Source organism: Bacteroides caecimuris (assembly GCF_001688725.2).
GTDB classification, from domain to species: domain Bacteria; phylum Bacteroidota; class Bacteroidia; order Bacteroidales; family Bacteroidaceae; genus Bacteroides; species Bacteroides caecimuris.
Window position 1 is genome coordinate 440,621 of record NZ_CP015401.2, and the last position, 14,250, is coordinate 454,870.

At 40.3% G+C, this 14,250-nt stretch carries 7 protein-coding genes; all 7 read left to right on the top strand.

Annotated features, from left to right (window positions below; genetic code table 11):
• The first annotated feature begins 47 nt into the window (after window positions 1-47).
• The 7 genes from rpe to A4V03_RS01720 all read left to right on the top strand — a co-directional run bounded on the left by rpe (window position 48) and on the right by A4V03_RS01720 (window position 14,237).
• On the top strand, window positions 48-698 hold the full coding sequence (gene rpe, locus A4V03_RS01690; protein WP_065537708.1) for a ribulose-phosphate 3-epimerase: 651 nt from the start codon (window positions 48-50) through the stop codon (window positions 696-698).
• An 8-nt stretch (window positions 699-706) separates the two neighbouring features.
• A complete protein-coding gene (locus tag A4V03_RS01695) occupies window positions 707-2,800 on the top strand; it encodes a ComEC/Rec2 family competence protein (protein WP_065537709.1) in 2,094 nt (697 codons plus the stop codon).
• A 46-nt stretch (window positions 2,801-2,846) separates the two neighbouring features.
• Entirely contained in the window at window positions 2,847-3,884 is a 1,038-nt protein-coding gene (locus A4V03_RS01700; protein ID WP_065537710.1) for a DHH family phosphoesterase, read from the top strand.
• 118 nt (window positions 3,885-4,002) lie between these two features.
• On the top strand, window positions 4,003-4,677 hold the full coding sequence (locus A4V03_RS01705; RefSeq protein WP_065537711.1) for a DUF4827 domain-containing protein: 675 nt from the start codon (window positions 4,003-4,005) through the stop codon (window positions 4,675-4,677).
• Between the two features lie 37 nt (window positions 4,678-4,714).
• Window positions 4,715-6,103, top strand: a complete 1,389-nt coding sequence (glmM, locus tag A4V03_RS01710; RefSeq protein ID WP_004313060.1) for a phosphoglucosamine mutase — start codon at window positions 4,715-4,717, stop codon at window positions 6,101-6,103.
• Between the two features lie 754 nt (window positions 6,104-6,857).
• Window positions 6,858-10,817, top strand: a complete 3,960-nt coding sequence (locus tag A4V03_RS01715) for a helix-turn-helix domain-containing protein (RefSeq protein WP_065537712.1) — start codon at window positions 6,858-6,860, stop codon at window positions 10,815-10,817.
• Window positions 10,818-11,099: 282 nt separating this feature from the next.
• The gene (locus A4V03_RS01720) at window positions 11,100-14,237 is read left to right on the top strand and encodes a SusC/RagA family TonB-linked outer membrane protein (protein ID WP_065537713.1); all 3,138 of its coding nucleotides are present in this window, start codon (window positions 11,100-11,102) and stop codon (window positions 14,235-14,237) included.
• Window positions 14,238-14,250: the final 13 nt, after the last annotated feature.

Here is a 14,250-nt window from a genome sequence, read left to right on the forward strand (position 1 = left end):
AAAACTGTCCCGAACACGAGACAATTAGAACCTAAAATAAAAGAATTATGAAACCGATTATCGCTCCTTCTATTCTTTCTGCCGATTTTGGATATTTGGCAAAGGATATTGAAATGGTAAACCGCAGTGAAGCAGAGTGGGTACATATTGATATTATGGACGGAGTATTTGTTCCGAACATTTCATTTGGCTTTCCGGTACTGAAATATGTAGCGAAGTTAAGTAAGAAGCCGTTGGATGTGCATTTGATGATTGTGAATCCGGAGAAATTCATTCCGGAAGTAAAAGCATTGGGCGCTCATACGATGAATGTGCACTATGAAGCTTGTCCACATCTGCATCGGGTGGTTCAACAAATCAGAGAAGCTGGGATGCAGCCTGCTGTAACGATCAATCCGGCTACTCCTGTAGCTCTTTTACAAGATATTATTCAGGATGTGTATATGGTGCTTATTATGAGCGTGAATCCGGGATTTGGCGGACAGAAGTTTATCGAACATTCGGTAGAAAAAGTTCGTGAACTGCGTGCCCTGATTGAACGGACAGGTTCGAAAGCCCTGATTGAAGTAGACGGTGGCGTGAATCTGGAAACAGGGGCTCGTTTGGTTGAGGCGGGAGCCGATGCGCTGGTGGCTGGAAATGCTGTCTTTGGTGCACAGGAGCCGGAAGAAATGATTCGTCAGTTGCATAAATTGTGACTAATCTATTGAATTCCTTTTATATCCATCGATATCCATTTATACGCCTGCTTATCCCTTGGATAGCAGGCATTTTTTGTGGAGATCATTTTTTTGATCGTTCATGGGATTCCCTTTGTGGTATTCTCTCCTTTGTTTTTTGGGCTGCATTGTCTTTTGCTCTTTATTTTCTGAAACGCTATTCGTTGCGATGGTGTTTTGGGATAGCTATCTCCGCCCTTTGTTTTACGGGAGGATGGCTTGGAATGACTGGACAATTGCAACAGGCTGTCTGCTCTTTTCCGAAAGAAGAAACTGTGTACCGGGTTTTGATAACGGATGTGCCTCAACCTAAAGAACATACTTACCTCTGTCAGGCATTATTAAAAGAACGTCGTGATACTGCGGGCATATATCCGATAGGGCATACTGCGGTTCTTTATCTACAGCAAGATTCGTCTGCCTCCCGTTTGAAGAGTGGAGATGAACTGTTGATTTCTGCCCGCATTTCTCCTCCTCTCAATAATCGAAACTTTGATGAATTTGATTATGCCCGCTTCCTGATGCGGAAAGGCATTAGCGGAACAGGATATGTTGCATCCGGGAAATGGATAAAATGCGACGGAATGAATAACTTTGACCTCCAATGTATAGCCAGCTCTTGTAGAAGAAACGTGGTTTCACTTTATCAGGAACTGGGATTCAACGGGGATGAACTGGCGGTACTTTCAGCACTAACAATAGGAGATAAGACAGAATTAAGTGATTCGGTTCGTGAAAGTTATTCGGTGGCCGGTGCAAGTCATATTCTTGCTTTATCCGGTTTGCATATCGGACTTTTATATGCAATGATCTTTTTCATTCTGAAACCTATTGCCCGAAGAGGAAATATAGGTAGATGTGTGCGTTCTGTTTTCCTTCTTGTCTTCTTGTGGACCTTTGCTTTTTTTACAGGGCTTTCTCCGTCGGTAGTACGTTCGGTCAGTATGTTTTCGATTTTAGCCATGGCGGATATGGTTCGTCGTGAACCTTTATCTTTAAATACATTGGCAGTAGCTGCGTGGTTGATGTTATTCTGCAATCCTGCATGGCTGTTCGATGTTGGTTTTCAGCTCTCTTTCCTTGCTGTTGCTTCTATCTTGTTTATCCAAAAGCCGATCTACCATTTGATTACCGTGAAAAGTAGAATAGGAAAGTATGTTTGGGGACTCATGAGCGTGTCTATTGCCGCACAAATAGGAACAGCTCCGCTTGTTCTGTTTTATTTCTCCCGATTCTCCGTGCATTTTCTATTGACGAATTTAGTAGTTATTCCTTTGATTACGATTATCTTATATGCTGCTGTCGTAATGCTTCTTCTGACTCCTTTTTCCTGGCTTCAGATAGGAATGGCCGGGGGTGTTAAAAAACTGTTGGAAGGGCTTAATTTCTTTGTCCGATGGGTAGAACAGCTTCCTTACGCTTCTATAGATGGGATTTGGCTTTATCAGTCAGAAGTACTGGGTATCTATATTGTCATCGCTCTGCTAGCCTATTATTTCATGAATCGCCGATACCGGAATCTGCAAATCTGTCTTTTTTCTATCTTGTTGATGGGGACTTATCATGCAACGCTGTATTGGCTGGATCGTCCTCAAACGAGTTTAGTCTTTTACAATGTGCGTGGTTGTCCGGCAGTACATTGCATAAAGAGTGACGGGCAATCCTGGATAAACTATATGGATACTCTCTCCAATGAAAAACGTCTGAAACGCATGGCTGCTAATTACTGGAAGCGTCATCACCTTCTTCCTCCCCAAGAAATAACAACTGATTGCCGGCATGCTGAACTTAGCCGTCAACAGCAGATTATATCTTATCATGGTTGTCGTGTATGTGTCATAAACGATAACCGTTGGCGAAACAAATCCGCCGTTTCTCCGTTATATATTAAGTATCTTTACTTATGCAAAGGATATGACGGTCGTCTGGAAGAGCTCGCCCAAGTCTTTTCTTTCTCTTATGTCATATTGGACGCATCCCTCTCGGAATACCGCAAACACCTCTTTGAAAGCGAATGTAAGAAATCCGGTTTGCGATTTATCTCTTTGTCCGACGAAGGTTCTGTTCGCTTTTTGCTCTAAGTACAAAGATTTATCGTACATTTGCACCTTGATAAAGTTTAAGAGTATGTTGACGAAAGTAATTGAACAAGCCAAAATAGACCATTTTACTAAATGGTTTGAAAGAGCTGACAAAATAGTAATTGTATCCCATGTTTCTCCTGACGGCGATGCTATCGGTTCTTCACTGGGATTATATCATTTCCTGAACTCACAGGAAAAAACAGTAAACGTAATTGTGCCGAATGCTTTTCCCGATTTCCTGCGATGGATGCCGGGCAGCAAGGATATTCTTTTGTATGACCGTTACAAAGATTTTGCCGATAAGTTGATAGCCGAAGCTGACGTAATCTGTTGTCTCGACTTCAATGCACTGAAGCGTATTGACGATATGGCAGACGCTGTAGCTGCAGCTCCTGCACGTAAAATCATGATCGATCATCACCTGTATCCCGAAGAATTCTGTAAGATTGTAATGTCCTATCCTAAGATTTCTTCTACTTCCGAATTGATATTCCGGCTGATTTGTCGTATGGGATATTTCAGTGATATCACGAAGGAAGGTGCGGAATGTATCTACACAGGCATGATGACAGATACAGGAGGATTCACTTATAATTCGAATAACCGGGAAATTTATTTTATCATCAGCGAGCTGCTTTCCAAAGGAATCGATAAAGATGATATTTACCGTAAGGTGTACAATACCTATTCGGAGAGCCGTTTGCGTTTGATGGGCTATGTACTGTCGAACATGACTGTTTATCCGGATTGTAATTCGGCATTAATCACATTGACAAAAGCCGAACAAAGTAAGTTCAACTATATAAAAGGTGATAGTGAAGGCTTTGTGAATATCCCCCTTTCCATCAAGAATGTTTGTTTCTCCTGCTTTTTGCGGGAAGATACAGAGAAGCCGATGATTAAAATCTCCCTTCGTTCGGTAGGAACCTTTCCGTGTAATCAGTTAGCCGCTGAATTCTTCAACGGTGGCGGACATTTGAACGCTTCGGGCGGTGAGTTTTTCGGAACGATGGAAGAGGCAAAAGCGGTCTTTGAGAAAGCGCTTGAGAAGTATAAACCTTTATTAACATCGAAAAGCTAAAGATGGAAGGTTAAAAGTGAATATGGAAAGGTTAAAAGATACGAACTTTCAACTTCCCTCTTTCAACTTTTAATGATTTTGAGATACATTTGTGCGGAATATAGCTAAATAACAGATAATGAAGAAACTTGTATTTTTATTTCTCTCTTTGTTAACCGCCGGAAGTCTGTTCCAGGCATGCGACAATTCGAAGACTTATGCAGAAATGCTGGAAGACGAGAAAAATGCGGTGAATAATTTCATCAAAGATAATGATATTCGTGTCATTTCCGAAGATCAGTTTAAAGAAAAAGGTTATCAGACCGATTTAAGCAGGAATGAATATGTTGCTTTTTCATCTAATGGCGTGTATATGCAAATAGTAAATAAGGGAGAATTGGTAGTGCCGGAACATCCGGCGGCTATAGATTCATTCGCTACTAATGATAATATTTGTACCCGGTATGTAGAAATGAATATAATGACAAGAGATACCACATGTTTCAATGTGGCTTTGGATAGATGGATGGATGTTCCTGATTACTATGAGCATCCACTGACATTCCGTTATGAGCAAAACATATCTACTACCTATGGAAAAATCATTGTTGAAGGGTTTGGTTATGACTATTTATGGACGTCTATGGGCTACGGAACTGCGATTCCATCCGGATGGTTGTTGGCTTTGCCATATCTATATAATAATGCCCATGTACGCTTGATTGTACCTTCTAAGATGGGGCATACAACTGCACAACAATATGTCAATCCTTATTTCTATGATATCCGTAAGTTTGAAAAAGCAAAAAGCTAAAGCACTAACATTAAATAAATCTTTTATTTAAAAACCTATGACTCTAATCAAATCTATCTCTGGAATCCGCGGAACCATCGGCGGAGGAGCGGGAGAAGGACTGAACCCGCTTGACATTGTAAAATTCACCTCGGCTTATGCTACGTTAATTCGTAAGACCTGCAAAGCGAAGAGCAACAAGATTGTTGTGGGACGCGATGCCCGTATCTCAGGTGAAATGGTAAAAAACGTAGTAGTCGGCACATTAATGGGAATGGGCTGGGATGTAGTAGATATCGATCTTGCTTCTACTCCCACCACAGAGCTTGCCGTAACTATGGAAGGCGCTTGTGGCGGTATCATCCTGACAGCTTCTCATAACCCTAAACAGTGGAATGCACTGAAGTTACTGAATGAACATGGCGAATTTCTGAATGCAGCCGAAGGCAACGAAGTACTTCGTATTGCTGAAGCAGAAGAATTTGACTATGCCGACGTAGATCACTTGGGCTCTTACCGCAAAGACCTGACTTATAATCAGAAACATATCGACAGTGTACTGGCTCTCGATCTGGTAGATGTAGAAGCTATCAAAAAAGCAGATTTCCGTGTAGCCATTGACTGTGTAAACTCGGTAGGCGGTATCATTCTTCCCGAACTTCTTGAACGTTTGGGGGTGAAACATGTAGAAAAACTCTACTGTGAACCTACCGGAAACTTCCAGCACAACCCCGAACCGCTTGAAAAGAACCTCGGTGACATCATGAACTTAATGAAAGGTGGAAAAGCCGATGTAGCCTTCGTTGTAGACCCCGACGTTGACCGTCTGGCAATGATCTGCGAGAATGGCGTAATGTACGGTGAAGAATATACACTGGTTACTGTTGCCGACTATGTACTGAAACATACCCCCGGTAACACTGTTTCTAATTTGAGCTCTACCCGTGCTTTGCGTGATGTAACTCGCAAGTATGGAATGGAATACAGCGCTTCTGCCGTAGGCGAAGTAAATGTTGTAACGAAGATGAAAGCAACCAATGCCGTTATCGGTGGTGAGGGAAATGGTGGAGTAATCTATCCTGCCAGTCACTACGGACGTGATGCATTGGTAGGCATTGCATTATTCCTTAGCCATTTGGCTCACGAAGGAAAGAAGGTTAGCGAGCTTCGTGCTACTTATCCTCCTTACTTCATTGCTAAAAACCGTGTAGACCTGACTCCGGAAATCGATGTAGATGCTATCCTTGCCAAAGTGAAGGAAATCTATAAGAACGAAGAAATCAACGATATCGACGGTGTGAAAATAGACTTTGCCGACAAATGGGTACATTTGCGCAAGAGTAATACAGAGCCGATCATCCGTGTGTATAGTGAAGCTTCTACCATGGAAGCTGCCGAGGAAATCGGTCAGAAAATTATGGATGTAATTAATGAATTAGCAAAATAATATCCTGTAAAATAGGATTTTATTTATAACATTTGAGTCTCGTATATCATAAAGATAACTGAATAAGTTGTCTCACATGATATACGAGACTTTTTTATTAGGATGATATCCACTGAATGATAAGAGTTACTCTTCTCCTTGAGTATTAACAATAAAGTTTCTTTTGATTAAGTCTAAACTTCCTTTCGTCTAATAGTAAACTTCTCTTTTGTTATTTACAAACTTAAAATGAAAGCTTGCATTTATAGATTGGAAGGGATGAAAAGCAACTTTACTGTTAATAAAAAGAAAGTTTGGACTTAATCAAGAGCAACTTTTCTATTAATAGATTACATGAGAAGTAAGCAGTGTTGAGAGAGAAGTAATCAACAAAGCTTACTTCTCTGCGTCGTTAGCATAGATACACCACAAGAATATCAATTGGTATACAACTTTATAGGTCTTATATCAATGATAAACACATGGCTTAAATATGCATATTGATAAACGTACGGCATGAAAATAAAACTGATTGCATTATTTATAATGATGAGATCATTGAAAAATGGAAGAGGCAGACTCTTAGATTGTGTGAACTTAGTAGTGAAGTAATTGTTGAAAATAGAGGTACTTGATAAAATAGAGTTGCATTTTCCGTATAAAAACGTATCTTTGTGTAAAGAGAATCAAAGGCATCGATTATTAATGGCTATTTTCTTTCGCACTGCGAAACAAAACATATAAGCGATTGCCTGATATTTAATAGATGATATTAATGATTAACACAATGAAAATGCGCTTGATTTTTCCTTTTGTTCTATTGATTTATTCATTGATCTGTCAGGCAGATGGTGGTAAAGATTCATATATCTTCCGGAAAGTAGATTATCAGCAAGGATTATCTAATAGCGCTGTGCTTTGTCTTTTTCAAGACAATACAGGGTTGATGTGGTTCGGTACTTACGATGGAGTCAATTGTTATGACGGCAGAAGCATGGAAGTTTTCCGTTCCGATTTTTCAGCTCCCAAGGCTTTGAGTAACAACGTAATCCATTCTATTCAGCAGGCGGATAATAATTGTTTGTGGATTTCTACTCATTTGGGGATTAATCGTCTTTCACAGAATTCACGGCAAGTTGTCGGATATTATGACTTTACAGATGATTATTATCTACATTCCAATTCTAAAGGAAACACATGGGTGGTGAGTCATGGTGGAATTTTCTACTATAATACATCTTATAAACGATTTGTACAGATTAAGAATCTGAAAGTACCCGTAGAAGATATGGATAAACGGGCATTCGTAACGGATGATGGTGTTTTGTGGATTTTCACCCAACAAACAGGGGAGCTGTTACAGGTTTCGCAGGATGCTTTTGATTGTGACACATTATCAATTCATTCAACTGTTTCATCTACTAATTTTCATGCGAAACCTATTGAAGATGTCTTTTATCAGAATGGTGTTCTTTGTTTTATCGATAGTGAGCATGATCTTTATGTTTATGATATTTCCCGACAATCTAAAATTTATATTCGTAACCTTTCTTCATTAGTGCAGAAGAATGGAACTATTGCAGGAATAGCCCTTTTCTATGAAGATATTATTATTGGTTTTCGAACGAATGGGTTAGTCCGTCTCCGTACTTCACAAAAATATAAAGAAGAAGTGGTCGACCGGAATGTACGTATATATAGTATTTATCGAGATCCTCATCAGAATGTCCTATGGGTTGCTTCAGACGGACAAGGAACGATTATGTATGCTAAGAAATATTCTATTGCTACCAATTTGATGCTCAATCAACTGTCATCTAACTTAAGCAGGCAGGTACGTTCTGTTATGACAGACGATAGTGGTGGGCTATGGTTCGGGACGAAGGGTGATGGACTGTTGCATATACCGGATTATCGTGAGAATGAAGAGGCTTCTACCGTTACAGTTTACTCTCCTGAAGGTAAGCAAAATGTTGTGTCTTATATACGATGGAATAAAGAATTTCCTGTTTATAAATTGGTTCAAAGCCGTTATATGGATGGCTTTTGGATAGGATCTGGAGATCCGGGACTATTTTACTATTCTTTTGAAGACAAAGCTTTGCATTCTGTGGAGAATCTGCCGGCACAACCCACCGAGATACATGGCATTTATGAGGAAAATGATAGTGTACTTTATGTGGTGACAGCCGGTTTCGGTTTTCATAAATTAATACTTGAGAAGCAGGCAGGTACCATTCGTTTCAAGTCGCAGAAAAGTTATCATTTTTTTCACGGTCAGCGAGAAATTACGATGTTCTATCCAATGCTGTCCGAGGGGGATTCTATTTTGTGGCTTGGCAGTCGGGAGAAAGGACTCGTACGGTTTGATAAGCGGACTGAAGAATATAAGGTGATTTCTTTGAAAGAAATGCTTCATAAGTCGGTAGACGATGTGCTTAGCCTGTATCGGACCAAAGAAGGGTTGTTATATGTAGGGACAACATCAGGATTGGTATGTCTGAATTCTAATGGAAAACAGATGAAAGCTACCTATATCGGACGGGAGCAAGGTTTGCTCAATGATATGATTCATGGTGTACTTGAAGATGAGAACGGACTCTTATGGCTTGGTACGAATCGGGGGCTGATTAAATATAATCCGATAAATGGCTCATCACATGCTTACTTTTACAGTGCAGGTGTTCAAATCGGCGAGTTTAGCGATGATGCTTATTACATGTGTCCATATACACAGGAGCTTTTTTTCGGTGGGATTGACGGGTTGCTTTATTTGGATAAAGAGGTGCAGGCTGCTCCGGAATTTTATCCGGATATTTTGTTACGTAAGTTGACTGTTGGACATACGCAAGTGGTTCAGGAAGATGGAGATTACTATACAGATGATGGTAAGGCATTACAGTTGAAGGGGACGGAGGTTTCATTTGCACTTTCTTTTGTTGTTCCGGATTTTTTATCAGGAGAAGATATAGAATATTCTTACCAGTTGGAAGGATATGATAAGGATTGGACCTCTTTTAGTAGTATTAATGAAGCCTCATATACAGGAGTGCCGGCAGGTGATTATATCTTTAAGGTACGCTATAAGAGGGATGTATTTGATATGGAATATCGGCATTTTTCTATTCCGGTATATATCCTTTCTCCCTGGTATCGATCGGTGGCGGCTTATTTTGTTTATTTGATCATTTTCTTGTTGCTGTTAGGGTACGTGATATATTTACTACGTAAAAACTACCTTCAGGAACGGATGATGAAAACACTGATGGGGACAGAAAGTTGTCGGAAATCCGAGACTGTATATACAAACCGTAGGATGCTTGAAGATTTTACTCTCATTTATAATTATTGTGACCAATTGCGTGCTGAGAATCTTTCTTATGAGCAATGTCTTGAGAAAGTGTCACTGATACGCGAAACTGTGATGAGCGCACTTCTTAATCCTGACGCTCTGTTTTTGGAAGAACTTAAACAATTCTTTCCGGATCGATTTATTGTTTCTGCACGTATGAGTATACAGGGAGTTTCTCAAGAGGTGTTGCGTACGTTGGAAGAACAAGGGATTGATCATTCTTCTATATCGTCAATGATTCCGGAACACTTAACATTTCCAGTTTACAAGAATGCATTATATAGTATTCTTTATTGCTGCTATCTCCGGATTACTGAAATGAAGGGTACTCATGGCGTAATAGTAGAAATGTCAGAACAGGATGGTAAGATGCAGCTACATTTTTCTTCTAAAGATGCTACTGCGAAAGCGTTGTATGAATATCTTTCAGATAAAGCTTCTTCGGTGACGGAGAAAGATTCCGATCATGTGTTCGCTGTGCATTTACTTTTAGGTTTTGTACGGTCAGCTTTGGAACGTATTCATGCCGTTCTTCGTTATGATAATGATGAGAGTGGTAATCGGTTGACGATTATCTTTGAACCGGCGATCTTGACAGTGGCAGGTGAACAAGGGAAAAAAACTGTGCTTTTGTTGGAAGACAGAGATGAAATGACTTGGTTGATTAGTAATTTCCTGGCTGATGAATATGTGGTTCATCAAGTAAAGAGTGTGCAGCTTGCTTTTGACGAAATTCGTCGGTCGGCTCCGGATCTATTATTAGTGGATATGACAATGTATGCCAATGCTGAAAGTACTTTTATGGAGTATGTTAGCCGAAATCGTACTCTGCTTTCAAAGACAGCTTTTATTCCATTGTTAACCTGGAAAGTTGGTTCGGCCATTCAGCGGGAACTGATCTTGTGGTCTGATTCTTATATTGTACTTCCTTATGATATATTGTTTTTGCGGGAAGTTGTCCATAATGCTATTTATGGAAAGCGGGAAGCGAAGCAGATATATATGGAGGAACTGGGAGATTTGGCGGGACAGATTATCTGTACAACTACCGAACAAGCTGATTTTATTCGCAAATTGTTAAAGGTGATTGAAGAAAACCTGGACAAGGAAGAACTGGGCTCAACGTTGATAGCTGATCGTATGGCAATGAGTTCCCGTCAGTTCTATCGTAAATTCAAGGAAATTTCCAATACTGCTCCCGGTGATTTAATAAAGAGTTACCGTATGGAAAAGGCAGCCCGCCTGTTACTTGATGAAGAACTTTCTATTCAAGATGTTATTATGGAGGTCGGTATTTCCAGCCGGTCTTATTTTTATAAAGAGTTTACCCGTCGGTTCGGGATGACACCGAAAGATTATCGGGAACAGCGAAAGGTATGCTGATTGTCAGATTAAATTCTTTCGTATAGGTGATTAGTTGGGAAACATTATTATTTATTTGTTTGTCACAACCTTGTGCTCTAAATCCCTTCTGTTAATTTTATTATATTGATTATTAGAGTATTAACCTGTGCTCTAATTTGCCATTCTGTGCTTTAAATATGTATCTTTATTTTGCCGTTTTTTTGGCAAGGTAGAGCATTGGAGTTTTATTCGAATAACCTTTATTTGCAACAATCTTTTTAAAGGGAATTAACCTTATTATTAATCAAATTTAAAGGAATTATGAATGAAAAACTAAAGTATCTTACCTTATTTATAATAGGTATGATGTTGAGTTTGGGCATGAATGCTCAATCTGTAAAATCAATCTCCGGTACGGTAACCGATGATCAGGGAGAGGCGGTTATCAGTGGTACGGTGAAAGTTAAAAACGGTAGTACAGGAACAATCACTGACATTAACGGTAAATACACTCTCTCTGTTCCTTCCAATGCCACCTTGGTGTTTTCGTATATTGGTTATATCACACAAGAATTTAAAGTCTCGGAATTAAAGAGTAATGTTCTGAACGTAGTTCTGCAATCGGATACGAAAGCACTGGACGAAGTAGTCGTTGTAGGTTATGGTACCATGCGCAAATCAGACTTGACGGGTTCCATTTCCACAGCCAAAGGTAAAGACATGCTGAAAGCACAATCATTCAATGCGCTTGACGGATTGAAGGGTAAAGTGGCCGGTGTGAATATCTTCTCTAATACCGGTCAGCCGGGTGGAGAATCACGTGTCATCATTCGTGGTATTTCTACTATCAACGCATCGGCATCACCGCTGTACGTAGTCGATGGAGTGGTGATGTCAAACTTCGAATTGCTTAATCCGAATGATATCGAATCTATCGAAGTATTGAAAGATGCTTCCTCTGCTGCCATCTATGGTGCCCGTGGTGCGAATGGTGTTATCATGGTGACTACCAAGCGTGGTAATGCAGGAAAAGGAGTCCATGTTTCCTATGATGGTTCATTGTCTATCGGTAAGATGGCTAGAAAAATAGACGTAATGGATGCTAACGAATGGATGTCTACCTTCAAGCAGGGATTGGAAAATGCCAACGAATTTCAAGGCAAGAACTTCACAACTGATCTGTCACAGATATTCACAGACGAACGTTTGTTCAATGCAGACGGTTCTCCGAAATATAATACCAACTGGCAGGATGAAGCATCCCGCACTGCCATCTCTCATAACCATCAGATCAGTATCCAACGTACAGGAGAAGGATCTTCTATCGGAGCATTCATCAATTATACCGATCAACAGGGTATTTTGCTGAACTCTTACTTCAAACGTATCAACGCAAAACTGGCATATGATGACAAACCGACAGATTGGTTGTCTACTTCCGTTAATTTGCTGGTGAACCATACTTGGGGTAACAGAACTTCTGATAACCCCTACGGACAAGGTGCATTGCGTACAATGATCGAACAGTTACCTTTCTTGCCAGTTAAGCTGGATGGCGAATATACGCAGACAAATATAATTAATACAAGTTCTATTCTCAACAATCAGACTGATCCTAATAGTGGAAAACAAGGTTTCAGCCCGGAAGGTGTAGGTAATCCCGTTGAGTTGCTCGAACGAATGCAGGCTATGCAATATCGTACGCAGATCTTTGGTAATGCGGCTTTGACTTTCCATCTCATGAAAGGATTAGATCTGAAAACCCAGTTCGGTATCGATTACCACAATAATCGCGACGCTAACTATACGCCGTTCACTCCGCGTCCGATGATTAATCAGAGTACTGAAGGATCAGCTTCTGCAAGTAATTCCAATTCACTGTATTGGCAGGAAGAAACTTACCTGACTTATGTGAAAGATTTTAATAAACATCATCTTAATGCAATGGCAGGTATGTCCTGGCAGGAATATCGCTATACCTCTTTCAATGCTTCCGACAGTAAGTATATCGATGACTTCTACGGATATTATAATTTAGGTTCCGGTACGAACCGTCCTTCTGTTGGCAGTGATTACGACAAGTGGGCGATGAACTCTTATTTCTTGCGTCTGGCATATTCTTATGACAACAAGTATATGGCTACCGTAACCGGTCGTTATGACGGTTCTTCCAAATTCGGACAGAACAATAAATATGCATTTTTCCCATCAGTCGGTTTGGGATGGATGATTTCTAATGAAGACTTCTTGAAAGATAACTCATTGATCAGCAAACTGAAGTTGCATACTTCTTACGGTCTGACAGGTAATTCGGAAATCGGTACTTATAAATCATTGGCTACAGTGAGCCAGTCGAATACAATCATTGGTGATGCTCTGCACGTTGTGTCTTATCTGGACAATATGCCTAATCCGGACCTGAAATGGGAAAAGACAGGACAGTGGGACTTAGGATTCGAGTTGGGTTTATTCAATAACAGGCTGAATTTCGATATTTCCTATTATTATAAGTATACTTCGGATTTGTTGCTCGACCGTCCGGTTCCTGAATCAACAGGTTACTCTTCCATTATGGATAATATTGGAGCCGTTTCCAATCGTGGTTTAGATATTCTGGTTACAGCATATCCTATTCAGACACATGATTTCCAGTGGACTTCCACTCTTAATTTAGGTTTCAACAAAAACCGTGTAGAGAAGTTGGATGAAAGTGCATCTGTTGATCCTGTCACCGGTAAGCGTCAGATTACGACCGACGGTTTTGTGGGTTACGATATGTTGATTCGTGAAGGTGAAGAGCTTTCTTCTTTCTATGGTTATAAGCGTGCTGGTATCTATGATGGAATCCCGTCTAACTGGGACCCGGAGACAATGAACATACCTTCCACTATCGGTGAGAAGGTGACTTATAAGAAACGTGAAATTATCGGTAACGGTTTACCTGACTGGATGGGCTCATTTATCAATACCTTCAATTATAAAGGATTCGATTTGACGTTAGATTTCCAGTTTACATGGGGGGTGGACGTGATGCAAGAATATTATCACTCTACTGTAGCCCGTTTCCTAACTAACGGTATAGACCGTCTTTATAAGGAAGCATGGCATCCAACTCTCAATCCGTCGGGTAAAGAACAGGCAATTCGTCTGAATAACTTTGGTCAGGGAGCTAATAACCAGGCAGATGATGACTGGGTTTGCAATGGTTCTTATTTGCGTTGTAACATGATTCAGCTCGGATATACCTTCAATCCGACACTGATTAAGAAGATCGGTCTGTCTTCATTGCGTTTGTATGCGAATGTGAATAACGCGTTCCTGATTACTTCTAAGGACTATAACGGATACGATCCGGATAACTCATCTCGTTTAGGTGACAACAAATGGGGGGCTAACCGCCAATTCTTCACCTATCCGCGTCCGAGAACGTTTACGTTCGGTCTTAATGTAGCATTTTAATTCACCGTTATAA